The 24,545-nt window shown below is 58.0% G+C and carries 22 protein-coding genes; 3 read left to right on the top strand and 19 right to left on the bottom strand.

Annotation, left to right across the window (positions count from 1 at the left end; all coding sequences use genetic code 11):
* Positions 1-128: 128 nt before the first annotated feature.
* The 17 genes from ACI0FJ_RS07390 to mraZ form a co-directional block, all read right to left on the bottom strand.
* A complete protein-coding gene (locus ACI0FJ_RS07390) occupies positions 129-1,103 on the bottom strand; it encodes a sensor histidine kinase (RefSeq protein ID WP_424301162.1) in 975 nt (324 codons plus the stop codon).
* A 198-nt stretch (positions 1,104-1,301) separates the two neighbouring features.
* A complete protein-coding gene (locus ACI0FJ_RS07385; RefSeq protein WP_424301159.1) occupies positions 1,302-1,670 on the bottom strand; it encodes a VOC family protein in 369 nt (122 codons plus the stop codon).
* A 510-nt stretch (positions 1,671-2,180) separates the two neighbouring features.
* The gene (gene ftsZ, locus ACI0FJ_RS07380) at positions 2,181-3,440 is read right to left on the bottom strand and encodes a cell division protein FtsZ (protein ID WP_424301156.1); all 1,260 of its coding nucleotides are present in this window, start codon (positions 3,438-3,440) and stop codon (positions 2,181-2,183) included.
* 54 nt (positions 3,441-3,494) lie between these two features.
* Complete coding sequence (ftsA, locus tag ACI0FJ_RS07375; protein WP_424301153.1) at positions 3,495-4,721, bottom strand: cell division protein FtsA; 1,227 nt, start codon at positions 4,719-4,721, stop codon at positions 3,495-3,497.
* Between the two features lie 87 nt (positions 4,722-4,808).
* Complete coding sequence (locus ACI0FJ_RS07370) at positions 4,809-5,651, bottom strand: cell division protein FtsQ/DivIB (RefSeq protein ID WP_424301150.1); 843 nt, start codon at positions 5,649-5,651, stop codon at positions 4,809-4,811.
* Complete coding sequence (gene murB / locus ACI0FJ_RS07365) at positions 5,648-6,532, bottom strand: UDP-N-acetylmuramate dehydrogenase (RefSeq protein WP_424301147.1); 885 nt, start codon at positions 6,530-6,532, stop codon at positions 5,648-5,650. Before murB ends, ACI0FJ_RS07370 begins: the two co-directional genes overlap by 4 nt.
* 4 nt (positions 6,533-6,536) lie before the next feature.
* A complete protein-coding gene (gene murC / locus ACI0FJ_RS07360; protein WP_424301144.1) occupies positions 6,537-7,901 on the bottom strand; it encodes a UDP-N-acetylmuramate--L-alanine ligase in 1,365 nt (454 codons plus the stop codon).
* Positions 7,898-9,001, bottom strand: coding sequence for an undecaprenyldiphospho-muramoylpentapeptide beta-N-acetylglucosaminyltransferase (gene murG / locus ACI0FJ_RS07355; protein WP_424301142.1), 1,104 nt, complete (start codon positions 8,999-9,001; stop codon positions 7,898-7,900). Before murG ends, murC begins: the two co-directional genes overlap by 4 nt.
* Positions 8,998-10,137: a putative lipid II flippase FtsW gene (ftsW, locus tag ACI0FJ_RS07350; protein WP_424301139.1), complete on the bottom strand. Its 1,140-nt coding sequence runs from the start codon at positions 10,135-10,137 to the stop codon at positions 8,998-9,000. Before ftsW ends, murG begins: the two co-directional genes overlap by 4 nt.
* Entirely contained in the window at positions 10,137-11,423 is a 1,287-nt protein-coding gene (murD, locus tag ACI0FJ_RS07345) for a UDP-N-acetylmuramoyl-L-alanine--D-glutamate ligase (RefSeq protein ID WP_424301136.1), read from the bottom strand. The genes ftsW and murD overlap by 1 nt, the downstream gene beginning before the upstream one ends.
* Positions 11,424-11,433: 10 nt before the next feature.
* Positions 11,434-12,510 carry a phospho-N-acetylmuramoyl-pentapeptide-transferase gene (gene mraY / locus ACI0FJ_RS07340; protein ID WP_424301133.1) on the bottom strand — a complete coding sequence of 359 codons (1,077 nt, stop codon included), beginning with the start codon at positions 12,508-12,510 and terminating at the stop codon, positions 11,434-11,436.
* Complete coding sequence (locus ACI0FJ_RS07335; protein WP_424301130.1) at positions 12,510-13,925, bottom strand: UDP-N-acetylmuramoyl-tripeptide--D-alanyl-D-alanine ligase; 1,416 nt, start codon at positions 13,923-13,925, stop codon at positions 12,510-12,512. The genes mraY and ACI0FJ_RS07335 overlap by 1 nt, the downstream gene beginning before the upstream one ends.
* Positions 13,916-15,373 carry a UDP-N-acetylmuramoyl-L-alanyl-D-glutamate--2,6-diaminopimelate ligase gene (locus ACI0FJ_RS07330; protein ID WP_424301127.1) on the bottom strand — a complete coding sequence of 486 codons (1,458 nt, stop codon included), beginning with the start codon at positions 15,371-15,373 and terminating at the stop codon, positions 13,916-13,918. Before ACI0FJ_RS07330 ends, ACI0FJ_RS07335 begins: the two co-directional genes overlap by 10 nt.
* Entirely contained in the window at positions 15,370-17,343 is a 1,974-nt protein-coding gene (locus ACI0FJ_RS07325; RefSeq protein ID WP_424301124.1) for a penicillin-binding transpeptidase domain-containing protein, read from the bottom strand. Before ACI0FJ_RS07325 ends, ACI0FJ_RS07330 begins: the two co-directional genes overlap by 4 nt.
* Positions 17,344-17,371: 28 nt before the next feature.
* On the bottom strand, positions 17,372-17,671 hold the full coding sequence (locus tag ACI0FJ_RS07320) for a hypothetical protein (protein ID WP_424301121.1): 300 nt from the start codon (positions 17,669-17,671) through the stop codon (positions 17,372-17,374).
* On the bottom strand, positions 17,668-18,633 hold the full coding sequence (gene rsmH / locus ACI0FJ_RS07315; RefSeq protein WP_424301118.1) for a 16S rRNA (cytosine(1402)-N(4))-methyltransferase RsmH: 966 nt from the start codon (positions 18,631-18,633) through the stop codon (positions 17,668-17,670). The genes ACI0FJ_RS07320 and rsmH overlap by 4 nt, the downstream gene beginning before the upstream one ends.
* Positions 18,633-19,082 (bottom strand): division/cell wall cluster transcriptional repressor MraZ, encoded by a 450-nt coding sequence (gene mraZ, locus ACI0FJ_RS07310; RefSeq protein WP_424306512.1) that lies wholly within the window; start codon positions 19,080-19,082, stop codon positions 18,633-18,635. The genes rsmH and mraZ overlap by 1 nt, the downstream gene beginning before the upstream one ends.
* A gap of 664 nt (positions 19,083-19,746) precedes the next feature.
* On the opposite strand from mraZ, the gene ACI0FJ_RS07305 reads away from it, so the two are divergent.
* The 3 genes from ACI0FJ_RS07305 (at position 19,747) to ACI0FJ_RS07295 (ending at position 21,508) form a co-directional block, all read left to right on the top strand.
* Positions 19,747-20,763, top strand: a complete 1,017-nt coding sequence (locus ACI0FJ_RS07305; RefSeq protein ID WP_424301115.1) for an HD-GYP domain-containing protein — start codon at positions 19,747-19,749, stop codon at positions 20,761-20,763.
* Between the two features lie 102 nt (positions 20,764-20,865).
* On the top strand, positions 20,866-21,123 hold the full coding sequence (locus ACI0FJ_RS07300) for an LUD domain-containing protein (protein ID WP_424301112.1): 258 nt from the start codon (positions 20,866-20,868) through the stop codon (positions 21,121-21,123).
* A gap of 1 nt (position 21,124) precedes the next feature.
* Positions 21,125-21,508: an LUD domain-containing protein gene (locus ACI0FJ_RS07295; protein WP_424301109.1), complete on the top strand. Its 384-nt coding sequence runs from the start codon at positions 21,125-21,127 to the stop codon at positions 21,506-21,508.
* Between the two features lie 104 nt (positions 21,509-21,612).
* Here ACI0FJ_RS07295 and ACI0FJ_RS07290 read toward each other — a convergent pair whose 3' ends face one another.
* The gene (locus ACI0FJ_RS07290) at positions 21,613-22,320 is read right to left on the bottom strand and encodes a DUF1614 domain-containing protein (protein ID WP_424301106.1); all 708 of its coding nucleotides are present in this window, start codon (positions 22,318-22,320) and stop codon (positions 21,613-21,615) included.
* Between the two features lie 364 nt (positions 22,321-22,684).
* The gene (locus ACI0FJ_RS07285) at positions 22,685-24,457 is read right to left on the bottom strand and encodes a methyl-accepting chemotaxis protein (RefSeq protein WP_424301104.1); all 1,773 of its coding nucleotides are present in this window, start codon (positions 24,455-24,457) and stop codon (positions 22,685-22,687) included.
* Between the last annotated feature and the right edge of the window lie 88 nt (positions 24,458-24,545).

The following is a 24,545-nucleotide window of genomic DNA, read 5'->3' as shown; positions in this document are numbered from 1 at the left end:
GGCCTGTGGAGTTCTCTACAGGTCTTTATTTTTTGGCAGGTTTTATTGGGGGCTGGTTTTATTGGGGAATAAAGGGAATTTCTTCGGGGGGTGTTGTGGAGATATTTTCTTCAGCCAGTTCAGCGATTCTATTCCTGAGTTATGGGAAAGATCATGGTAAATGTGGTTCCCTGTTGCACACGGCTGGTCACCTGGATTTCCGCATTCATGCGGTCCATAATTTCCTTTACCACATAAAGTCCCAGTCCCATTCCCGCATATACGGAACTGCTTTGCTGCTTTTGGGAATACGGCTGAAAAATTCGTTCGCTGTCGGCCGGGGCTATGCCTTCTCCGGTATCCGAGACTTCAATGAAGAGTTTGCCGCCGGGCAGTGAGGGCACATAGCGGCAACGGAGGGTTATGCCTCCCTGACGTGTGAATTTGGCGGCGTTTCCCAGAATGTTCAGAACCGTCAGTCGTATCCAGCCTTCGTGCGAAATAATGATTTCCGGCACACTGCTGTCCACCTGAAGCTCAAGCTCCAGCCCTTTCAGTTTCACCTGTGCGCGCATTATGCTGACAATGCTGTCCAGGGTTTCTCGAATGGGAAAAGGCTTGAGCGTGGGTTTTCTGTGATGGTGCTTGATGTCGGAAAGTTCGAGGATGTCGTTGATCAGGAACTTCATGTCGCCTGCAGCGCCCTTGGCCAGCATGATTCCTTCGGACGTGTCTTTGTCCAGCTCGTTGTTTTCCACCAACATGAGCGCTCCCATGATGCCGTTCAGGGGAGTCTTCAGTTCGTGGCAGGCCATGGAAAGAAATTCGTCTTTGGCAAGAGCCAGCTGGCGCAACTCGTGCTGGGTGCGTTCCAGTTCCCGGTGGGTGTGCTTGAGCCTTTTGTGGGTCATCCGCATCCTGTAATGGATGTGGAGCACATAGAGGCAAAGACAGAACATGGCGGCCGGCACGGCAAGCACCATCTCGTCCAGCTCCATGTCCTCATGCAGCCTACTGAATGCATAGAATTTTTCAAATGCATCGTTAACACTCAGGGTGACGTAGACCGCGAGAAAAAAAAGAAAATATATGGCTGGAATCAGCCATTTTTTCCAGACGCTCATACCAGAAAATACCTGTGATCCGCAAAAAAACCCATTATAATTTTTGAGGTTCGCGCTGGATAAGGGAGGCGCTTTGCGTTTGAGGGGAGTTTTTTTCCTGCATGGTCAGGAGGGGGGCCATAAGGGCATGGCAAAGGAACACATCCCGCTGCGCGCCGGTGGAGCCGGCGCGTATTGTGTGGAATTGGAGAGACTGGTCTAGTTGGCTGTCATGTCTGGGGCGAAAAGGCTGATGAGATTGCCTTCGGGGTCCTCGCAGTAGGCCATAAAGCCTATGCGGGGAATGGAGCGGGTGGATACGACAAGCTTGCCACCGTTGCGAATGACATTTTCCAGCGCCATCTCTATGGACGGTACCCGGATGTTGGTGACTCCGGAAACTCGTTGGGAAGAGCGCTTTTTCACACTTCCGAACACACCGTATTCGGCGTGGTTGTCGGTTGTTACGAACATGTACTCCGCGGCAGCTTCGCTTTTGTGGAAGCTCAGGCCGAATGTCTTGGAGTAGAAGCTGCAGATGCGTTCCGGATCGTCGGCATGGACGTCCAGCAGAACCGTTTTGCTCATGGTTCACCTCATTTGAATGTATGTTTTCAACCGTGAGGTACATTTGCGTTGTGTCGGTCCTGTTACTGTCTGGGTGCAACTCCGCCGTTGTGCATGAAGTTTTGGTGCGGACGATGCGCCTCGCCGCAAGCACCTTGTAAATTCTCTCAATCGATGCCGGGAAATGGTCCAGCCGATCCCGGCCCTTTAAGGGACGGAGGGCGGGGGCGCACCCGCCCTCCGGAGGATCGCTGGTCGAAGGAATACGGACCGCATGCGTCTGTCCGGTTCGCCGTAACGAATTCCGGTGCCAGGGCACCGTGCCGTACCGCAACTCTCGACCGGGAATTGCGGAAATTCATATGGGAGCGTCCGTATGCAGCCTTATGACCGCGTAAAAGTGGTCAGTCACAGGCCGCGTTGTGCCGTGCGTGGGCTGCTGTCGGGGCGGGGTTGCGACGGGGCTTTGCAATCCGTTTACGGATTGTGCCGCACTCTCAAGCCGTCGCAAACCTCCCGTCGGACTTTCCCTTAATCCGCTTGCTTGCGGATAAAGCTCGGAATTTCGAATTCCTCCTCGTCGAACAGAAACTCTTCCTCACCCGGAGCGGCCGCGTTTGCCGCTTTGGGCATGCGACGGTACTGGGGGTCGGATTCCTCCGTGGCCTTTGCTTTGCGCAGGTAGGCCGGGATGGTCAGGTCCTGGTCGGAAAAGCCCGTGGTCATGCGCCGGGGCCGCTGCACAGATTCGGGAGCAGCAGTGGTGGCGGCAGGAGCGGACTTCTTGTTCTGGGGCAGGCGGGCCACGTTGCCACGTGCGCCTTCGCTTGCACTTTCCTCGTTTTCAATACCGGTGGCGATAACCGTGATGCGCATTTCTTCGTTGGCATCGTCGTCGAGGACCGTGCCGAAGAATATCTGTGCATCGTCGTGGGCGGCGTCGCTGATGATGTTGGCGGCTTCGCTCACTTCGTCGATGGTCATGTCCGCACCGCAGGTGATGTTGATGAGCACGCCGCGTGCGCCGTCGATGGTCACATCTTCCAGCAGCGGGCTGGTGATGGCCTTGTTGGCGGCTTCGCGGGCGCGTCCTTCGCCGCGGGCAATGCCCGTACCCATCAGGGCCAAACCGCTCTGGCCCATAACGGCCTTCACGTCGGCAAAGTCCAGGTTGATCAGGCCGTGGACCATGATCAGGTCGGAGATGCCCTTGACCGCGTAGAACAGTACTTCGTCGGCCTTCTTGAGCATTTCCAGGAAGGTGGCTTTTTTGGCCGCCAGCGAGAGCAGACGGTCGTTGGGAATGGTAATGAGCGAATCGACATGTTCGCTCAGGGCTGCGATGCCGGATTCGGCGCTCTGCAGCCGTTTGCGGCCCTCAAAGAAAAAGGGTTTGGTGATGACGCCCACGGTCAGCGCGCCAGCTTCGCGTGCAGCCTGGGCAATAACGGGAGCGGCACCTGTGCCGGTTCCGCCGCCCATACCAGCGGTAACGAAGACCATGTCGGCTTCGCCGATGCAGTCGCGGATCTGCTCTATGCTTTCCAGAGCGGCGTTTTTGCCGATTTCCGGGTTGGCGCCAGCGCCGAGGCCCTTGGTCAGCTTGTCGCCCAGCTGGATCTTATGCTGTGCCTTGGAGCGGTTCATGGCCTGCAGGTCGGTGTTGGCCGTAATAAAGGTCACACCCTTCAGCTGCGATTCGATCATGTTATTAACGGCATTACCGCCGCCACCGCCTACGCCGAATACTTTGATTTTTGCATTGCTTTCAGCGATCAATTCAACGTCCATTTTGATCCTCCTTGCGTCCCTAGGTTACGGATTCCTATCTTTGGCAAAGTCCCGTTATTTCACGTCGGTGAACCAGTTGCGCATTTTCCCCAGGATACGATTGAACATGTTGTTATCCCGGATGCGAAAACTCTGTTCTGAGCCGAGCTTCTTAGCGCCATACATGAGAAGCCCGACGGCCGTTGCGTACATGGGACTGTTGACTACGTCTTTCAGTCCGCCCACGCCCATGGGGTAGCCGATGCGGGTGGGCAGGTTGAATATTTGTTCTCCAAGTTCCTGAATGCCTTCCACCAGTGCGCTGCCGCCGGTAAGTACAACGCCCGCGCCAATGGTGTCTTTAAAACCGGAGCGGATAAGGGCCTGGTCCGCCAGGGTGAGGATTTCCTCCACCCGGGGTTCGCAGATTTCCGCTAGTACGTGCCGCGTCAGGCTGCGCGGTTCACGGCCGCCTACGCTGGGCACTTCGATACGCTCGTCGGTCTGGATCATGTCTGCCAGGGCGCAGCCGTAGCGTATTTTGATCTTTTCCGCCGCGGACATGGGGGTACGCAGTCCGAAGGCGATATCGTTGGTCAGGTTGGTGCCACCCAGGGCAATGACGTCGGTGTGGCGGATGGAATCCTTGGCGAAAATCGCCAGATCCGTGGTGCCGCCTCCGATGTCCACAATGGCCACGCCGATTTCCCGTTCCTCTTCGGTGAGGACGGCTTCGGACGAGGCCAGGGATTCCAGCACAATGTCGGCCACGTCCAGTCCGGAGCGGTTGCACGAGCGTACGATGTTCTCGGCGCTGGTGATGGCTCCGGTTACGATGTGGACCTTCACTTCCAGGCGGGTGGCAGACATGCCCATGGGCTCGGTAATGCCGTGCTGGTCGTCCACCACGTATTCCTGAGCCAGGGTGTGGATGACCTCTCTGTCCATGGGAATGGCCACGGCCTTGGCGCCTTCAATGACCCGTTCCACATCGCGGGGGCCGATTTCTCCGCCCTTTACCGCAATAACGCCGTGCGAGTTGAAGCCCTTGATGTGGCTTCCGGCGATTCCGGCAAAGACTGAATGAATTTCGCACCCGGCCATAAGTTCGGCCTCTTCGATGGCCTTTTTAATGGATTGGACGGTCTGCTCTATGTTGACGACCACGCCTTTACGCAGGCCGGTGGACGGGCTGGTACCAATGCCCACGATGTCTACGCCATCGTTGTGCAGTTCGCCCACCACGGCGCAGGTTTTGGTCGTCCCGATGTCTAATCCGACAACGAGTTCCGCATTGGCCATGTCCTTCTCCTTCCTTCTTCCGGATACCGTGTCCGGTAATCGTTCAACTCGGGCGGTGCATCCTGTGCCCGCCGTCCTCGAAATTTGTTAATCCAATTGCGCCCAGACCCGGTTGCCCCGGCAGCTGATACGCGTTGCCCGGCGCAGTTCATTGCGTGCGGACAAATCCTTCATAACGGAGGCCATGCGTTCAAGCGCCTGCCGCCAGTCGGCCAGGTTCGATTCCAGGATCATGTGCGGGTTGTTCAGCGCCACGCTCAAACCGTCGCTTTCGTTGATGTGCACGCTGTCCACTGCTTCGGGACCGAAGTTCCATTGCCCGGAGCTGAGGGCGGAGGTAAAATTCCGCACAAAATCCTTATTGGCCTGCGCATCCGTGTCCAGAAAGGGCAGGGAAACGAATTTGGCCTGTCCCACCTCTTCGATGGGCTGCCCGTTGGCGTCCGCATACCAAAGCTGGTTGCCCCTGCGGATCCAATAGCGGGCTTCCCGTTCCGTGACCGCAATGGTCAGGGTGCCGGGCAGGGTGCGTGTAAGCGTTACGGATTTCACCCAGGGGTTGGCGGAAAGCCGTTGCTCCACATCGGTCATGTTCAAATCAAGGCTGTTCTGCCCAATATTCACTTCGCCCAAAGACAGGATTTCTCCCTGCCCCAGCCGCGAGTTGCCCGTTACCTCTATGCTCTGCAGGGCAAAGTACGGGTGGGCGGTCATCCAGCGGTAGGCGGTCAGCAGCCCCAGGGATATCCCGGCCAGCAGCATCAGTACGAACATCGCGCCCAGAAGGCGTCCGAAGGTTCGCAGGATGGAAGATCCCATGGGGGCGCTATTCATGCACCTGCCCTGGTATTTGTTCCCCTTGGAGCTCTTGCCGGGTTTCGGAAGCTTGTTGGGGAAACGGTTTCTGCGGCCTACTGCCAAAGTGCTCATGCCACTACCTTCACTTCCAGTTGGAGCTCATGGTCAAAGCGCTGTTTCACAGCCTGTTTTCCCAGGCGAATAAGCTCCAAGGCCTCGCTGAGACGTCCCCCTCCCAGATTGACCAGAAAATTTGCATGCTTTTCGGAAAAGGCCATGCCACCCAGGCCGATTCCGCGAAAGCCGACTTCGTCCAGCAACCTTCCCGCGCTGTCGCCATCGGGATTTTTGAATACGCAGCCTGCCGTTGCACTGCTGACGGGCTGGACGTTCTTCTTGCGTTTAAAGAAGTCACTCATGGCGGAGCGGATGGATTTGCTTTCGCCCCTGTCCATACGCAGTTCGGCATGGGTCACTATGAACAGCTCCGGTCCGCCCTCGGGCAGAAAGTGCCGGTAGCCGTGTTCCCACTGGCCGCGTTCCAACCGGACGGTTCCCTGTTCGGGAATCCAGAGGGAAATCGCTTCCAGCCGTTCGCAGAAACTTGCGCCCCATGATCCGGCGTTCATGGCCACGGCTCCGCCCACACTGCCGGGAATGCCGCGCAGTCCTTCCAGACCGGCGAGTCCTTCAGAGGCCAGCCAGTTGAGCAGGCGCTGCAGTTTGACGCCCGCGCCCACGCGGACCACTGCATGCGTTTCGTCCTGCCCGATCATTTCCGGAGTGCCTGCAAACTGCGGGGTGAGCAGAACAATGCCCAGTTCCCCGTCGTCGAAAAGAATGTTGCTGCCGGCGCCCAGCACAAAAGGCCTGCCCCCCAGTTCGGCGAGTATTTCGCCGACTGCGTGGAGTTCCTCTTCCGCGCGCAACAACACCTGGGCCAGGGCGGTACCGCCCAGTCCGATGGTGGAGCGCCTGGAAAGAGGCACGTTATGCAGGACTTCGGGACGCATGTTTTCAGCTCTCCAGATAGTTTTGTCCGATCTGCCACACGCTGCCCGCACCGAGAGTCAGCAGAACGTCGCCGGGGCGCAGGATGTTGGGCAGATTCATTTCAACGGTTTTGAAATCTTCCATGAACTCTACTTTGGACGTGCCCACCTGCCGGATGCCCTGGGCCAGGCTTGCGCCGCTCACACCGGGAATGGGTGCTTCCGAGGCCGGGTAGATTTCCGTCAGCAGCAGAATGTCCGCATTGTCGAAAACCTTGCAGAAGTCGCCGAACAATGCCTTGGTGCGGCTGAACCGGTGGGGCTGGAAGACCACCACCAGACGGCGGTCCGGGTAGCATGTCCTGGCGGTTTCCAGGGTGGCGCGGATTTCCGCAGGATGGTGTCCGTAGTCGTCCACCACCAGCACTCCGTCCTTTTCGCCTCTGATGTCGAAGCGGCGCCCCACACCGGTGAAGCTGCCCAGGCCCTCGATGATGTCCTTGGGCTTGAGTCCGGCTTCCAGGGAAACGCCGAAGGCGGCCAGGGCGTTGAGCACATTGTGACGGCCGGGCTGGGGAATACTGACTTCGCCCAGCAGCAGTTCGTCCAGAAAAACCTTGAAAACGCTGCGGCTGCCCATGGACAGGATTTCGCCGCGCAGGGTGTTGCCCTCCTGCAGACCGTAGGTGAGGGTGGGCCGTTTGATGCGCGGGATGAGGCGCTGCACGCCGGGGTCGTCGCCGCAGATGACGTTGATGCCGTAAAAAGGCACCGAGTTCATGAAATCCACAAAAGCGTCGTCTATGGCTTCCAGGCCCGAGTAGTGGTCCAGATGGTCTGCATCCACGTTGGTGACGACGGTCATGATGGGAGAGAGACACAGGAACGACCCGTCGGATTCGTCGGCCTCGGCAATGAGGTAGTCGCCTTCGCCCAGATAGGCGTTGGAGCCGATGGCGTTGAGGCGTCCGCCGATGATGACCGTGGGATCCTGCCCGGCATGGGCGAAGATGGCGGCCAGCAGGGAGGTGGTGGTCGTTTTTCCGTGTGTACCGGCTACGGCAATACCCATGCGCAGGCGCATGAGTTCGGCCAGCATTTCGGCGCGGGGAATGACCGGAATGTTGCGGCGGCGCGCTTCCTTCACCTCGGGGTTGTCTTCGGCCACGGCAGTGGATTTGACCACCACCTGGATGTTTTCGGCCACATTGGCTTCGCCGTGTCCGATGAAGACGTTGGCACCCAGCTTCATGAGGCGTTTGCAGACCGGTCCCATGGACAGGTCCGAGCCGCTCACGTTGTAACCAAGGTTGAGCAGAACCTCGGCAATGCCGCTCATGCCAGCGCCGCCGATGCCGATCATGTGGATATTGCGGATTTTATGTTTCATGCGGCTCTCCCGGATTTGGAAATATTTTTGGCAATGGCCTGCAGTTCATCCACCACGCAGGCTGCCGCATCGGGCCTGCCCAGGGCAGAGGCTTTGCGGGCCATGTCGTCAAGGCGGGCACGGTCGCGCGCCAGATCAAGCACTTCCTGTATCCCGCCGTTCGATTCCGCCTGCAGCCTGGACTGGGGAACCAGCAGGGCGGCTCCTTTTTCCTGCAGAAAGCGGGCGTTGGCGGTCTGGTGGTCGTGCGTGGCAAAAGGGAACGGCACCAGTATGGACGGCTTTGCAGCCACGGCCAGTTCGGCAATGGTGGTGGCCCCGGAGCGGCACATCACCAGATCGGCCCAGTTGTAGGCCTCGGCCATGTCGTTGATGAACGGCTGCACTGCGTCCGGGTTCAGGCCGTGTTCCTTGTAGGCGGCGCGGACCATGTCCAGGTCGTTAGCGCCGGTCTGGTGGCGTAGTTCGATGCCTTCCTGGCGAAAGGCGGGCAGCGAAGCCACCACGGCCTTGTTCAGTGCGGTCGCCCCAAGGCTTCCGCCGAAAATCAGCAGACGGAGCGGGCCGCCCGTCGGCTTGGCATGTTCCTTCACGGCAATGTCCCGCCGTACGGGGTTGCCGGTGCAGATTGTTTTGGCGGCCGGAAAAATGTTGTTCTCGTCCGGGAAGCTGACCATCACCTTGCGCACGACTTTGCCCAGCAGGCGGTTGGCTCCGCCCGGCCAGGAGTTCTGTTCGTGCAGGGCGCAGGGAATGCCCGAGAGTGCGGCGGCCATGACCGCGGGGAATCCGGCATATCCGCCGAAGCCGCACACCACGTCGGGGCGAATGGCTGCCAGCTTGCCGCGCGTCGAAAGCATGGCCCGGACCAGCCCGAGCATGGCGCCGATGGAGCGCAGCCCCCGACCCAGCACGCCGCGGACGGACAGACCGATGAATTCCAGCCCGGCTTCCTGGGCAAGGCGGCTTTCCGGTCCGTACAGGCCGCCGATGAAGACCACGCGGGTTTCCTGATTGCGGCGCTTGATCTCTTCGGCCACGGCCAGGGCGGGAAAAATGTGTCCACCGGTTCCGCCGGTTGTCAGGACGACGCAATTCATCGTGCGCCTCCTGCCGTTGCCCCGGACATGCCGCCGCTTGTACGGGAAAGATTGAGCAGCAGCCCCAGGCAGATGAAGGAGACGATCACCTGCGAACCGCCGTAGCTTACGAACGGCATGGGCACGCCCTTGGGGGGCATGGCGCCCAGCACCACGGCCAGGTTGAGCACAAAGCCCAGGGCCAGGATGAGGGTCAGACCGTAGGCGGTGTAGCGGTCGCGCAGGTCTTCCTGGCGGATGGCTATGGCAAAAGCCCGCCACAGCAGCACGGCGATAAGGATGATGATCAGGGAAACACCGATGAATCCGGTCTCTTCGCCCACCACGGCCATGAGAAAGTCGTTGTGCGCTTCGGGCAGGAAAAAGAGTTTCTGCTTGCCCGCGCCAAGACCCACGCCGCTCAGTCCGCCCGCGCCGAAGGCGTACAGCGACTGCACAAGCTGGTAGCCCACATCCTGCGCATCCTTGAAGGGATCGAGAAATGCGAAGAGTCTGCGGAAGCGGTAGGGCGAATGCATGATGAGCAGCGCGGCTGCGCAAATTCCGGCCATGCTCGCGAAAAACAGATGCACGAAGCGGGTTCCCCCTGCCAGGCACATCAGGAACAGCAGCAGGCAGAGGAAGACCGCGCCGCCGAAGTCCGGTTGCAGCAGAAGCAGCAGGCAGAGCGCACCGGTCATCAGGAAGGGCGGGAGGAAGCCTATGGAAAAGCGTTTGATCATGTCCTGTTTGCCGGAGAAAAAGTAGGCCAGATAGATGACCAGGGCGATCTTGGCGGTTTCCAAGGGCTGCAGGGTAAACGGCCCGACGCGCAGCCAGCGGCTTGCCCCGTTGACCGCCACAGTAAGCGGTCCGCCCAGGGTCATGGACAGGAGCGCAAAGGCCAGGATCAGCCAGAGGTATGTGAGGCGGTAGAAGAACGCTCTGGGCAGGCGGATGCACAGGGTCATAAGGCCTGTGCCAATCAGGGTGAACAGGGCCTGGCGGTAGAAAAAGTGGTATTTGCTGTCCCAGAACTTCTCGGCCATTATTCCGCTCGCCGAAAGAACCATGATAACGCCGATCCCGGCCAGGAGCAGGCCGGAGATCAGGAGCACGTAATCGAGGTTCAGTTTTTTGGCGGCGGGGGCGTTCATTACATGGCCTCCACGAGACGGCGGAAATCTTCGCCGCGTGCTTCGTAGTTCTTGTACAGGTCAAAGCTGGACGTTCCCGGAGAAAGCAGGATCACGTCGCCTTTTGAAGCTTCGGAAACAAGCCGGGCTACGGCCGGTTCCATGGTCTTTTCCCAATGCATGGGAATTTTGCCTTCCCAGGCCTGTTCGAAAATTTCACGGCTGGCTCCGAAGCCGCAGACAGAGAGCACCCTGTTTTCAAACAGGGGGACCAGCGCGCCGAGATCACCACCCTTGAACTTGCCGCCCACAAGCAGGCGGATGGGGCGGTCGAAGGCCTGTAACGCCGCAGCCACGGCGGCTATGGTGGTGGCCTTGGAATCGTTGACGAACAGCAGTCCGTTTTTTTCCGCGACAACTTCCAGCCGGTTGGGATCGGGCTTGAAATCTTTCACCGCGCGCTGGGCCACGTGTTCGGTGACGCCAAAGGCACGGGCAGCAAGCCAGGCGGCTTCCAGGTTGGCCTTGTTGTGCGCACCGGGCAGATGGGGCGCGTCGAAACGCTGCGAGGGCACGAAGTAGACGCGCTTGGCTTTCAGGTCCACGCGTTTTTCAATGGCTTCGCGCAGTTCCAAGGGAAATATGGCCAGGTCGCGGTCTGTCTGGCGACGGAACATGGAGAGTTTGGCTTCGAAGTATTCTTCCATGTCCGCGTGGTAGTCCAGGTGGTTCTCGGAAATATTGAGCAGCAGCCCCACCTGCGGCTTGAAGGAACGACAGGTGGAAAGTTGGAAACTGGAGACTTCCAGCACCAGGGCGTCCGCCTTTTGTCCGGACAGCAGATACTCGGAGAGCGGAGTGCCTATGTTGCCGCCGGTAAAGACCTTGCGCCCGGAAAATTCGAGCATGCGTGAGATGAGCCGGGTGGTGGTCGTTTTTCCGTTGGTGCCCGTTACCGCAATGATGGGAGCCACCGTGAACCACGAGGCCAGCTCCAGTTCCGAGACGATTTTGCGGTCCGGAACGGTCTTCATGTACTTGCGCAGTTTGGAGAGCTGTACGCCAGGAGAGAGGACCACGATGTCCCGGTCCTTGAATTGTTTGGCTGAATGCGGACCTACCTGCAGATCCACGCCCAGTTCCGTGCACAGGCTGCGCACTTCGTCGGAGGGCTCCTTCACGTCGAGCAGACGGACGCTGGCGCCCAAGGCGCACAAGAGCCTTGTCGCGGCCAAGCCGGAGCTTCCGGTGCCGACCACGGCGCCTTTGTACCCGGTGAGTTGTCCTTGGTGTATAAGTTCCTGCATCTTGACTTTCCTACCGCAGTTTCAGTGTGCTCAGGGCCACCAGGGCGAAGAGCACGGAGACAATCCAGAACCGGATGATGATCTTGGATTCCGGAATGCCTTTGAGTTCAAAGTGATGATGCAGCGGCGCCATGCGGAAGATGCGCTTGCCGCCGGTCATCTTGAAATATCCGACCTGTACGACCACCGAGAGGGTCTCGATGACGAACAGTCCGCCTACCACCATGAGCAGCAGTTCCTGCTTGGCGACAACGGCCACAAAGCCGAGTGCGCCGCCCAGACTGAGGGAGCCCACGTCACCCATGAAGACCTGTGCCGGGTAGGCGTTGAACCACAGAAAGCCCAAGCCTGCGCCGAGCATGGCCCCGCAGAAGATGCTGACTTCGCCCGCGCCCGGCACCTGGAAGACCTGCAGGTATTCGGCGATGCCTGCGTGGCCTGCCACGTAGACGAAGATGCCGAAGACCAGAAAGGCAATGATGGTCGGCACGATGGCCAGCCCGTCCAGCCCGTCCGTCAGGTTGACCCCGTTGCTGGACCCGACCATGACGATCAGGGCGAAGGGGATGTAGAACCAGTGAAGGTTGGGCGCCACGTTCTTGAAAAAGGGAACTGCCAACTGGGTGGAGTATCCGGGCAAGGTGATGAGTATGGCCAGGGCGATGACGGCAACCGCGGTCTGCCCCAGAAATTTGGCCTTGGCGGAAAGTCCCTTGTTGTTCTTGCGAACCACCTTGATGTAGTCGTCCACAAACCCGACCGCACCGAAACCGCTGAACACCAGCAGGGTAAGCCAGATGAGCGGGTTGGCGAGGTCGGCCCAGAGCAGGACGCTGGGAATGACGGAGAGCGCGATGAGCAGGCCGCCCATGGTGGGGGTTCCGGCCTTGCACTGGTGCGCGGCAACGTCTTCCTGAATGTACTGCCCGCACTTTATCCTCTTTAGCCAGCGGATCAGGGCCGGGCCTATGACGATGCTGATGACCAGAGCGGTCAGCAGGGCGTAGATGGCCCGGAAGCTGATGTACCGGAAGACGTTCAGTGCTCCGAAAATGTCGGAGAGAGGATAAAGCAGATTGTACAGCATCAGTCGGTCCCTCCGGCTTCAAGGTTCCGCAGGGCTTTGACCAGGGCCAGATGCATGGCGTCCATGTGCATGGAGCGAGAGCCCTTGAAGAGCACCACGCCTTCGCTCATTGGTCCGCCTTTGGCCGCTTCCCATTGGTTGATGAAATCCTGCGGGTCGCGGATACGGGACAGACTGCCGGCAAAGCCTTCTTCTTCCAGGCCCCGGCGGATGTCGTCGATGAACCTGCCCTTGTAAAATACCTTCGCATCGGCACGGGTTTGGGCAATGAAGCGGCCAATTTCCTCGTGCTCCTGATGTTCACCGTCGCCGAGTTCGAGCATGTCGCCCAGAACCAGCCCCATGGGGCGGTCTCCGGCAAGCTCGGCAGCTGCGGCAATGGACGAGCGCATGGACAGCGGATTGGCGTTGTAGGCGTCGTCTATGAGTTCCAGCCCGCCAAGGTCGTGGCGGTCGAAACGGCCCGGCACCACGGGCGGGTTGGAAAGCCCCAGGCGGATGGCTTCGCTGTCGGCTCCCAGCAGGTGGGCGGCAGTGGCTGCTGCGCAGATGTCTTCCGCCATGTGCTGGCCGAACAGGGGCAGGGCAAGTTCCATGGCCTCGCCGTCCAGGCGCAGGACAAAGCTGCCCATTCCGTTGTTGTCGCGTCCCAGGTAGGAGCAGGCAAAGGGCATGTCCGCGCGCAGGCAGGAAAAGTAAACGATGTTATTGGTGTACTGCGATGCCTCGGCCACCAGTTCGGGATAATCGGCGTTGATTACGGCCCGTCCGCCGGGACGCAGAAAACGGAGCAGCGAAGCCTTGGCCTGGGCCACTCCCTTCAAGCCGCCCAACCCTTCGGTATGGGCCGAACCGATGTTGTGGATGATGGCCAGATCGGGCCGGGCAATCACGCCCAGATCGTCCATGTCGCCGGGATGGCTGATGCCCAGCTCCAGCACCCAGATGTCCTCTTCGCCCTGGCATTGCAGGATGGTGAGGGGCAGTCCGACCTGGTTGTTGAAATTGCGCTGGTTTTTGGCGGTACGGAAGCGCTGGGAAAGAATGGACCAGAGCAGTTCCTTTACCGTGGTTTTGCCTGCCGAGCCGGTAACGGCGGCAACCGTGGCGCCGCAATGCATGCGCACATAGGAAGCCAGCTGGCCAAGGGCCTGCAGGGTATCGCGCACCATGAGCACGGGAATGCCGGGATCTTCTATGGGCGTATGGGCCACCACAGCCACGGCACCGGCCTTGGCTGCCTCGGCGGCAAAACCGTGCCCGTCAAATTTTTCACCGGTCAGGCAGATGAACAGGTCGCCGGGACGGATGGTGCGGCTGTCCGTATGCACGCCCGTCACTTCGACCGAACCGCCTTGATCGATATCGCCGTATGCGGTGAGACTTTCCGCAATCTGTGCCAGGGTCAGTCGCATTCCAGTATCTCCTTGATGACCTTGGCATCGCTGAAGGGGAATTTAAGGTCGTCGATTTGCTGGTACTGCTCGTGCCCCTTGCCTGCCACAACCAGAATGTCGCCGGGCTGCATGGAGGTTATGGCCATGCGGATGGCTTCCCGGCGGTCCGGGTCTTCCACCACATTGTTGCAGCCTTCCAATCCGGGCCGTACATCGGCCATAATCTGCAGTGGTTCCTCAAAACGCGGGTTGTCCGAAGTAAGGTAGGCAACGTCGGCGTAAGCGCAGACAGCCCGGCCCATGAGCGGGCGCTTTTCCCTGTCCCTGTTGCCGCCGCAGCCGAAAACGACGAGCAGGCGGCCCGTAACCAGTTCGCGGATGGCGGAGAGTACGTTTTCCAGGGCGTCGGGGGTGTGGGCATAGTCCACGAAAATATCGAGGTGCTGCTTGTTGGGGATGCGTTCCAACCGGCCGGGAACCCCGTAAAAGTCGTTGAGGACCTTCATTTCCTTGGGCGTCATGCCCAGGCACAGGCCTGCGCCGTAGGCGGCCAGAATGTTGCGGGCGTTGTGCAGACCGATGAGAGGCGAAGAAATGCGGGTGGTTTCGCCGTCAAAGTTGATGTCCAGGGTCACACCGCGCGAACTGCAGCTCAGCACGTCGCCGCGCAGCAGCTTGTAGTTGCCGGGAGGCGGAGTGCCCACGCCATAACCAATGGCGTCGGGATGCGTTTGAAGCAGTCTGGCACACCAGGGATCGTCATAGTTGAGCACGGCCTTGCCGCCTTCGGCCAGGTATTCGCCGAAAAGCTTGGACTTGGCCTTGAAGTAGCTCTCCATGTCGTGGTGGTAGTCCAGATGGTCCTGGGTCAGGTTGGTCATCACGGCCACGTCGAACTTCAACCCGGCAATGCGGTTCTGGTCCAGGGCGTGGGAGGAGACCTCCATGACCGCGGCCTGGATGTCGGCCCGGGCCATGTTGGAGAACAGCTCGTGGATCTTCAGGCAGTCGGGCGTGGTCAGCTGCGATTCCATAACCACGCTGGGCCAGCGGTAGTTGATGGTCCCCAGAACGCCCACGCGTTTTTCATTGGCGGCCTGCAGATATTCGATGATGTAGCTTACAGTTGTCTTGCCATTTGTGCCGGTTACGCCCACCAGTTTGAAGTTGCGCTCGTCCGTCTTGAAGTAAGCCGAGGCCAGTTCACCCAGAGCCACTGCGGGATCGGGATGGAGCACCAGTTCGGCTTTTGCATCCTCGGGCCAGCCCGTCGCGTCTTTGGCAACGACATATCCAGCGCCTTGTTCCAGGGCCTGGGGAATGTAATCCGCGCCGTTGTGGCGGGTTCCGGGAATGGCAATAAAGACGCCCCCGGGCTTAACCTTGCCCGAGTGTGTCCAGACGGTTGTTCCGCCGCGTACTTTTTCAAGCAGGGCGTTGAAGTCGGTAGAATTTAATGCGGTCATGATGACGATTCCTCGCGCCTGTCAAGCCACAGAGTGACGGTGTTTTCACGGCCTTTCCATGAGGAACCGGCCTTGGGGGACTGCCGGGCAACAAGATTGCCCTGGCCTTTGATGCGGGGCACTACGCCCCGGGTGACCATCATTTCTACGGCGCGACGGAGGCTCAGGCCTCGTACGTCGGGAAGACGATCCTTGGGAAAATTGTCGGCCCCGGGAATATGGGCGGGGCGTTCCAGAGAGCTTGTGCCTTCGGCTTCGGCAACCATCTGGGAATGGGGCGGAACCGGGGACTCTCCGTCTGCCAGATTGGGCAGGGAGTAGTTGTAGGCCAGCGTCCCCTGAATAACCTTGCGCACGGCAGGGGCCACGACCACGCCGCCGTAATGGTTGGGTTCGGGCTCGTCCACCACCGCAATGACGATGTAGCGGGGGGTATCGCCGGGTACCAGGGCTGCAAAGGAAGCCATGTGCTTTTTGCCGTATTTGCCGCCGGAGGCTTTCTGGGCCGTGCCGGTCTTGCCGCCGACGATCACGCCGGGAACGCGGCAACGGGTTCCTGTTCCGTCTTCCTCTACAACGCTGATCATCATGTTGCGGACTTCCGCAGCCACTGCGGGGTCGAAAACACGTTCGCCCGACATGGACGTGCCGGGCTTGTCGCGCAAAATTGTGAGCTGCTTGGTTCGTCCGTCTCCGGCTATCGCCATGTACGCCTGTGCCATTTGCAGCAGGGTCACACCAACGCCTTGGCCAAAGGAAGCGGCAGCCATATCAACATCGTTCCATGCTCCGGGCGGACGGATAAGCCCTTTGCTTTCGCCGGGCAAGCCCAATTCCGGCTTTTCCGTGAATCCGAGTTTCTGGAGATATTCGAAATACTTGGGAGCACCCATTTCCAAGCCGATTTTGGCCACACCGATGTTGGACGAGTAGCGGATGATCTTGGAGGCCGAGAGCCATTCGTATTCGTGCGTGTCGCGGATGGTGTGGTTGCGGACCCGCCATTTGCCGTTTTCACAAAAGTACATGCTGTCGGGCTTGATGAGCTTTTCCTGCAGGGCGGAGCCGACCAGGAAAGGCTTGAGCGTGGAGCCGGGCTCGAACACATCCAGAATGATCCGGTTGCGGGAGGCGCCGGGCCGTGCCGAACGGTACATGTTGGGATTGAAGAACGGGTAGTTGGCCATGGCCAGAATTTCGCCGGTGGGCACGTCCACCACCAGCATGCCGCCCCATTTGCCCTTGTAGGCATTCACGGCATGGGCAATGGCGGTTTCGGCCATGTCCTGCACGTAGGAATCTATGCTCAGGTAGACGTCGTGGCCGTCGATGTTGATTTCGCGGCCTTCGGCATCGAGATATATCTTGCGACCCGAAGCGTCGCGCTGCATGACGAACTCGGCCTTGCGTCCGACCAGCTGGTCCTGCATGGCGAGTTCCACGCCTTCCAGCCCACGACCGTCCAGACCGGCGAATCCAAGAAGCTGTCCGGCAAGGTGGTTGTTGGGGTACAGGCGGCTGTACTCGTTGGTGAGATGGATGCCTTTCAGGGCTGCCTTGCGTACCTTGGCGGCGGCCTGGTCGTCTATCTGGCGGGCCACCCAAACGAAGTTGCTGTGGTTTTTCAGGCGCTTGGAAATGGTCCTGACGGAAATGCCGGTCGCCTTGGAAAGGGTCCGCGCGGCATGCATGCGGTTTTCGATTTCCACGGGGCGGGCGTAGATGGAGGAAAACTGGACCGATTTGGCCAGAAGGCGGCCGTTGCGATCGAAAATCTCACCACGCTTGCCGCGTTCGAATTCGGCAGCCAAGTGCTGGCGGCGCACCATGGCGGCGAGCTTTTTGCCTTCGAACAGCTGGACATAGGCGGCACGACCCCACAGCCCGGCCAGGGCAAGGAGCAATACGGCAGCAACGGCTTTGATTTTCCAAAGCCCTTCGCCGGTATTTTGCTGCAAACGTGGGTTCATCGTGTTCACCGATCGTCCTGTGACGGCCCTATTGGGCGATTCTGCGGACCTGCCCGGAATGTGCGGGGCCGAGTCCGAAGTCTTTTGCCAATGCCCGGAGGCGTTGTGGAGAGGCCAGGTTGTTGCGTTCCACTTCCAGCTTGTCGTCCAGCTCCCGCTGGGCCGTAAGCTGGCTTTCCAGGACGCTTACCTTGTAGGCGAGGTCGACGCGTTCGATGTTCAGCCAAACCTGGGAGAGGCCCAACACCAAAAAAAGCCCCATCAGCACAATGCTGAGGATGGTGGTTCCCCTTACGGCGGGGCGTTTTTCCGAGGTCTGCGTGCTCATGCCGTCGTCCTTTCCGCTGCGCGCAGTTTGGCGCTGCGCGACCGGGAATTGATCTGTGTTTCTTCTTCGGACGGGTACACGGGCTTTTTGGTCAGCACCTTGAGCAGAGCCTTGTGATTGCAGGTGCAGATGGGCTGGCGCGGAGGGCAGATGCAGCTTTGGGCAGCATCGCGGAAGGCGTGTTTGACCAGCCTGTCTTCGAGCGAGTGGAAGGAGATGATGACCACACGTCCGCCGGGGGCGAGGTAGTCGGGAATGCGTTCCAGAAAAATTTCAAGCTCTTCAAGCTCGGAGTTCACGGCCATGCGCAATCCCTGGAAGGTGCGGGTGGCAGGGTGGTTGCGGGCGGTGGCCCGCCATTTGGCGGGGTAGGCCATCTCCACTATCTTGGCGAGCTGCAGGGTTGTTTCGATGGGCTCGTCTTCCCGAGCCTTGATAATGGCGTGTGCAATGCGTCCGGCCTGGGGGTCTTCGCCCAGGCGCCCGATGATGCGGGCCAGCCGTTCGAAAGTTGCGGTGTTGACCAGGGTACGGGCAGACTGTGCGCCGCTGTTCGGGTCCATGCGCATGTCCAGAGGGCCATCGTGCAGAAAGCTGAATCCACGTTCTGCCGAATCCAATTGCAAACTGGAAACACCAAGGTCGAGCAAGGCCCCGTCTATGAGGTCCCAGCCCACCTGTTCCAGGGCATGTTCAAATCTGCTGTACGGCGTATGCATACACACGGCTCTGTCTCCAAACAGTTCCAGCCTGCGTTTTGCCTCCTCCAGCGCCTGGATGTCGCGGTCCAGCCCCACTAACCGCGCATCGTCTCCGGCAATTTCCAACACTTTGCCTGCGTGGCCCGCCAACCCCAGTGTTCCGTCCAGATAGCGTCCCCCTGGTTTGGGGTTCAGCCAGTGCAGAACTTCGGCGGGCATCACGGAAATATGTTTTGGGCGGGTATCCTGTCCGCCGGGCATCAGAACGACACCTCCAGACCCGTGGCCGCGATGTCGTCGGACACATCATCGAAGTCTTGTGCCTCAATGCCTTCGAATTGTTCCCGATCCCAAATTTCGAATTTGAAGCCCACGCCCACCAGGATCACTTCCCTGTCCAGCCCGGCGTATGTGCGCAGACTGGGCGGAACCAGAATCCGTCCTTGCTTGTCTATGATCACTTCCTGAGCGCCGCCTATGAAAAAACGCATGAAATCGCGAACTTTTCTGTTCGGGTTGCGGATTTGTCCGAATTTGGCCTCGATTCGTTCCCACTCGGACATGGGATAACCGAACACCGCGCCATCGGACTTGGTGAGCACCAAACACCCTTCGGCAGACGACTGCACGACCGTCTCCCGGAATTCGGGAGGCAGCATGAGTCGCCCTTTGGCGTCGATGTTGCGGTGTGAATGGCCCCTAAACACGATCCGCTTCCTGCTTGTTTTTGAGTGGTAGAAAGGTGTTTTTTCCTGAAAAGCGACCTGTTGAATCGCAGCTTAAATCCACTTTTTACCACTTATTACCACTACCATTTCAACCAAGGGGCTGAAAAAGTCAAGGGTTTGCGGATAATTTTCTAGTTTCCCGAAGTTTTTCTTTTGATCAGCGGTAGTATTTTTGTATAAACTTTGTAAATACAAGCTGTTATAGTGTGTGGTAAAACGTGGTAGAAAAGGAGTGGTAAAAGGTGGGGGAGAATGGGGTAAAAGGTGGCAAGGGTGGGATGTGGAAGGTAGAATTTTTTGAAAAAGTACCTTTTTACAGCGTATTCCTGGGAGGGAGGAATTGTTCTGATAAATGGTGCAATGGAAATAAACTATGGGATGATGTGCAGGAAACGATGGGGAATTGATATTTTAACGGGGGGTGAATGTGTTTATCTCTATATTTTGCTTGGATGTTTTCGATGATGCCAGCCTCGTACTTGCAGCAAATCGGGCAAACGTATAAACTCTATGCGAAACTTGCCGTCTCATAGCCCCCAACGTATTTCTTTATTTGCCAGAGAAAAGCGGCGGGCAGGGGAAACTGCTTCTTCGCAGTTTAGATACGGAAACAAAAAGCACCTTGCGCAATGTTTGGGGAGACGATGTGAATCCAAGCAAAAAGTTGGTCGACGTCCCGCACAGCCTCAATGAGGAATACTACCAGATCAATCCTGATATTCTCGGGAGTTTTTCCAAGTACCGGCCTCCTTTGGATATTTTCCATTTTAAAGAGGAGATCTCCCGTATTGAACCGTATTACAAGGTTGGGGGGCGTCTTTCCAATGAACAGATAGAAGAACTCAACAGCATGGTACGCGAGGGGTTTATTTTCGTTTCCCGTAAAGATCACCCTATTTACGTGAAACACATAAGTTACCAGCTTGACCTGGTGCTGGTGGATAAAAACCTCAAGGAAAGCGAAATCGCCGATATTTTCATGCAGGCGTTGACCATGCGCATGGAAAATTTTTTGGAGCAGCCGGTCAAAATTGTATTCGACCGTCTGCACGAAGACATTCTGGTGCTTACGGAATACCTGTGGGGCGACCTTTTCCGCATCAAGGCGCTGCTGCGCCGGTTGCAGAAGGAACATACACTTGCCACCCACAGCGTGAACTGTAGCGCTGTGGGGCTGGCACTGTTCAACCGGCTGTATGCCGATGATTTCAAAAACGGAAAAATCAAGCGCAAAACATTTGATAATCTGGCCGTGGGCCTGCTGCTGCACGATCTGGGCATGACCAAGATTCCCGTGTTCGTACGCAACAAGGACAAATCGCTGACCATTGAGGAACAGAACAAGGTTTTGACCCACCCCTCCCTGGCGTACGAAATGCTTGCTAAGCTCGACCTCAAATTCCCGGAAGTGGAGCGTTGCGTGCTGGAACACCACGAGCGTTTGGACGGGTCCGGCTATCCCCAGAAGTTGAAAGGGCAGGACATGTCTCCGTTGGGCAAAATGTGCGCTTTGGTGGATTCGTATTGCGCCATGATCACCAAACGCCCTTATGCTGCAGCCATGGACCCCGTGGACGCGGTCAATTCCCTGGCCAGTGACCCTCGCTACGAGAAGAAAATGTCCGGCATGCTGCAGTCCATGGTGTTGACGGGACGCAAGTAAACCGGGCGTACATCATATTTGATGTCTTAAAAACGGTCCTACGCATGTATCAATTGGCGTAGGACCGTTTTTTTTATCATGTGTTGCGAGGAGTCTTTTTTCATGGATCAGTCTTTGGTGGAACAGACCGTCGCATCTCTTGAAAAAAATAATTTCAACGTCTTTACAGCCGAAGACCCCGCCCAGGCACGCCAGATAATTCTCGATGATATTTTGCCCGACATTTCGCCGGGGTTGGTCTCCTTTGGAGATTCCATGACCCTGTTCGCCACGGGAATTCAGGACGACATGCGCAGCAGAGCCGGAACAGACGGCTGGTCATTCCTCAATGCCATTGAAAAGGGCGTGGAGCGGGCGTAAATTGGGGAAAGGCGTCGCCGGGCCCTGCTGCCCGAGCTGTTTTTTTACCGGCACCAATGCTCTGACCACGGCCGGGCAGCTTGTCAATCTGGACAAGACAGGCAACAGGGGTGGCGCCATTGTGAGTGGCCCACGCCACGTTGTTTTGACCATAGGCACGAATAAAAGAGTGGAAGGGCCGGACCAGGCCGTGGCTCGCATTCGGAAAAAGGCAGCCCCGCTCAATGCCAAAAGACATGGTTCAAAGACCCCTTGCGTCAAAACCGGCAAGTGTATGGACTGCAACAGTCCGGACTGCATTTGCAATGTCTGGACGATTACGGAAAAAAGCTGGCCTGCCGGACGCATCTCCGTGGTGTTGATCCAGGGGGAATACGGCCTGTAGCTTGACAACGTATTTTCATCTGTATTTTTAAAAAGAACAGGCCGCCCAAGTGTACCTTACGCACTGCCTTGGGCGGCCTGTCTGTTTTTGGGCTATGTGGAAAATCAGGCCAGCAGTACGGCCAGGATGCCGGTGATGAAAATACCATCAAAGGTACCTGCACCGCCGATGGAAAGCATGGGGGCCTCCAGCTGCGACATGGTGCGCGGGGTCAGCAGATGGAGCACATCCGCGCCTATCAACGTCCCCAGCGAACCGGCAACATAGGCCACGTGCGGAGCTGTTTCCGGAGGGGCCAGCAGCATGGCCGCCAGGGCGGTGATGAGCGGCGGAATAAGAAAGGGAATGCCGATGCCCACTCCCTGGAGGGGGCGTGCCATCTTGTAGCAGGCGGCCGCCACAATGGCGGTGCACAGGATGAACGGCAGGGCCGGGCTGCCCAGGGTGAGCAGGTGAAAGCTCAGAAAACAGGGGATGATGCAGCCCCCCATGTTGATGCAGACCTGCTGGTCCATGAGCTGCCCTTCGGGGCAGGAATAACGGGGGCCGCGTACATGGCGGAAAAACGAGCCGAGATCCGGCGTGCACATATGTACCTGGCGTCCTGTCTTGAAGAGGGGCAGGTTGATGGAACTGCCGAACAACGTCGCCATGAGAAGCAGAAATCCCTGCCACGGAGTAAGGCCGAGTTTGGCAAAGGCCACGGTGATTATCCCGACCTGGACGAAAACAAAGAGCAGCCCCAGGCCGATGAAAAGCACGAAAAAGGCGAGTCCGGCCAGGGGAAAGTGAAAAAATGGTCCACGAGGCATGGGCTGTGTCGTCCTTTGGTAGAAGGTTCGAAGATGATGCGGCTTGCGCCGGGCACATAGCATATAGCATGGAAGGTGGGGGCAGGAAAACCGCCTTTTCAGTCTGCTCGGAAACACATGCTCCCTTCATTGCAGCGAAAAATTCTGCCCCTCGCGTATGAAGAATATGTGTCGCCTTTGATTTTTTATCGACGGTGATCTTTTCTGGATTCCGCACCTTTCCGGGCAGCCTGCCTGGTCGGGCGCTGCGTTCATTTCTGGGCCGTGCTCCCGGCATAAAAAAGGCACGAAAGCAATGGTGCTTTCGTGCCTTTCTCAGACTGTTTGTGTCTACCAAAGAGTTTCTTTACGTTTCACCTCAGCCTCAGCCTTTCCCTTCCTCTTTCAGCTCGTCGATGAGCATCTTGAGGCTGTGGGTCTGCTCCGCCAGATCGCGCAAAGCCGCGACGGATTCGTTCACTCCTGCCGAGGTTTCCGCTGTAATACGGTCTATTTCCTCAATGGCGTGGTTTATCTGCTCGCTTGTGGCCGATTGTTCTTCCGTGGCCGTGGCAATGGACTGGATCTGCTGTGCTGAAACATCCACTTTTTCCACTATCTGGCGCAGGACGTTGCCGGACTCCATGGCCTGATCCACAGCTTTGCCCAGGTCTTCCACGGCGATTTGCGTGGATTCCATATTGCTTTTGGCTGCGTCCTGAATGGCCTGGATGGAGTCGCCGACCTCCTTGGTTGCGCTCATGGTTTTTTCCGCAAGCTTGCGGACTTCGTCGGCGACAACCGCAAAGCCTCTGCCCGCATCGCCTGCCCGGGCTGCTTCAATGGCCGCGTTGAGGGCCAGCAGGTTGGTCTGATCCGCAATGTCGTTGATGACGTTCATTACCGATCCGATGGCGTCGGCCTTTTGTCCGAGCAGGGTCATGTTTTCGCGCAGTTCTTCCGCCTGCTGCTGCGTGGTCCGTATGGCTTCTATGGAGTTGCCCACCACTTTGGCGCCTTTTTCGGCTTCGTCCTTGGCTTCCTGGCTCATGCTCGTCGCCTCGCTGGAGTTGCGGGCCACTTCCAGAACCGTGGCGTTCATTTCTTCCATGGCTGTGGCGGTTTCACTTACCCGCGCACTTTGAACTTCCGATCCCTGCAATATGACTTCAGACTGGTTGGATATTTTTTCCGAAGCGCTGTTGACGCGTTCGACGATTGATTCCAGCCGCTGGGCAGCATGATACATTCCCTCGCTGCGGGCCTGCTGGGCCTGACGAGTGGCTTCTTCGGCCTTGTGCGTCGCCTTGGTTGCCTCTTCCGCCTTGCCTTCGGCTTCTTCACTTTTCTTTTCTATCTGCTCGAGGTTGTCTTGGAGCAGGACGTTCATGTTGTCGAAAGATGTTGCCAGAATGCCGATTTCGTCCTTGCGTCCGAGAGCCAGGGCCGGTGGAAAGTCGTTTTTGGCCAGCCGCTTGGTGAATTCAAGAATGCGGGACAGGGGACGGGTGATGTTGCGAGCGATAAGCCAGGTAACCACCGCACCCAGGAGGACGCTGGCTAAGGTCAGCGTAATAAGCAGAATAATAAGGTCGTGGAAGAGCTTGACGGCATCGGACCGCGCTTGCGCTGCCTGCTGGTTGAGCATTTCCGTCAGATGGTCGATATGGTCGCGCATGGCGTCGAAGCGTTCCGCGTTTATCTGCAAAGCGCTGGACGCGAGTTCTTCGGTGGATTTGCCTTCCTGGCGGTCCTTGACCAGACGGAGGGAGACCTCGTCCCATTTTTTACGGTCTGCAAAGTAGGCATCTACCAGGGCGTCCTGCTCCTTGGTTGTTTCCAGGGCCTTGAACTTGCCTATTCGGGTGTCGGCCTGTTTTTTATTGGATGTGTATGACTCGAGTTGTTTGGCGAACATCTCGCTGCCGGGCTCGACGAAGAGCAGGGTACGCTCTGCTATGAGCGCCTGGTGAAGATCCCGGTCGGCTTCCAAAAGAAAGGATTTGCCTTGCAGGTCTCTGCTGAAGACCTTTTCCAATTGACCATTGATGCGGTCGGCGCTGACAAGCGCAATGCCTCCGATCAGTACGTACAAAAGGGCGTTGATGATAAGGAGAATGAGCAGTTTATAACCGACCCTAATGTTATTAAGAAACATTTGCGACTCCCTTGCGGATGAAATTTTTAATATCCATAATAGTTAGGTTGAGATCACGATAAGCAGTGGATACTGCAAGTGGTATGAT

The sequence above is a fragment of the Desulfovibrio sp. 7SRBS1 genome (assembly GCF_049723905.1).
Classification (GTDB): domain Bacteria; phylum Desulfobacterota; class Desulfovibrionia; order Desulfovibrionales; family Desulfovibrionaceae.
Note: the sequence above shows the minus strand (reverse complement) of the source record. Positions and strands in the feature narration are given on the sequence as shown.

Coding starts and splice junctions, on each gene's coding strand:
- ACI0FJ_RS07335 (WP_424301130.1), bottom strand. CDS start 13,925: ATGCGACTGACCCTGGCACAGATTGCGGAAAGTCTCACCGCATACGGC.
- murB (WP_424301147.1), bottom strand. CDS start 6,532: ATGCGTCCCGAAGTCCTGCATAACGTGCCTCTTTCCAGGCGCTCCACC.
- ACI0FJ_RS07320 (WP_424301121.1), bottom strand. CDS start 17,671: ATGAGCACGCAGACCTCGGAAAAACGCCCCGCCGTAAGGGGAACCACC.
- ftsW (WP_424301139.1), bottom strand. CDS start 10,137: ATGAACGCCCCCGCCGCCAAAAAACTGAACCTCGATTACGTGCTCCTG.
- ACI0FJ_RS07285 (WP_424301104.1), bottom strand. CDS start 24,457: ATGTTTCTTAATAACATTAGGGTCGGTTATAAACTGCTCATTCTCCTT.
- murD (WP_424301136.1), bottom strand. CDS start 11,423: ATGCAGGAACTTATACACCAAGGACAACTCACCGGGTACAAAGGCGCC.
- mraY (WP_424301133.1), bottom strand. CDS start 12,510: ATGCTGTACAATCTGCTTTATCCTCTCTCCGACATTTTCGGAGCACTG.
- ACI0FJ_RS07330 (WP_424301127.1), bottom strand. CDS start 15,373: ATGACCGCATTAAATTCTACCGACTTCAACGCCCTGCTTGAAAAAGTA.
- ACI0FJ_RS07300 (WP_424301112.1), top strand. CDS start 20,866: ATGGATCAGTCTTTGGTGGAACAGACCGTCGCATCTCTTGAAAAAAAT.
- ACI0FJ_RS07370 (WP_424301150.1), bottom strand. CDS start 5,651: ATGAGCACTTTGGCAGTAGGCCGCAGAAACCGTTTCCCCAACAAGCTT.
- murC (WP_424301144.1), bottom strand. CDS start 7,901: ATGAAACATAAAATCCGCAATATCCACATGATCGGCATCGGCGGCGCT.
- murG (WP_424301142.1), bottom strand. CDS start 9,001: ATGAATTGCGTCGTCCTGACAACCGGCGGAACCGGTGGACACATTTTT.
- ACI0FJ_RS07325 (WP_424301124.1), bottom strand. CDS start 17,343: ATGAACCCACGTTTGCAGCAAAATACCGGCGAAGGGCTTTGGAAAATC.
- ACI0FJ_RS07385 (WP_424301159.1), bottom strand. CDS start 1,670: ATGAGCAAAACGGTTCTGCTGGACGTCCATGCCGACGATCCGGAACGC.
- ftsZ (WP_424301156.1), bottom strand. CDS start 3,440: ATGGACGTTGAATTGATCGCTGAAAGCAATGCAAAAATCAAAGTATTC.
- ftsA (WP_424301153.1), bottom strand. CDS start 4,721: ATGGCCAATGCGGAACTCGTTGTCGGATTAGACATCGGGACGACCAAA.
- ACI0FJ_RS07290 (WP_424301106.1), bottom strand. CDS start 22,320: ATGCCTCGTGGACCATTTTTTCACTTTCCCCTGGCCGGACTCGCCTTT.
- ACI0FJ_RS07390 (WP_424301162.1), bottom strand. CDS start 1,103: ATGAGCGTCTGGAAAAAATGGCTGATTCCAGCCATATATTTTCTTTTT.
- rsmH (WP_424301118.1), bottom strand. CDS start 18,633: ATGCCCGGCGGACAGGATACCCGCCCAAAACATATTTCCGTGATGCCC.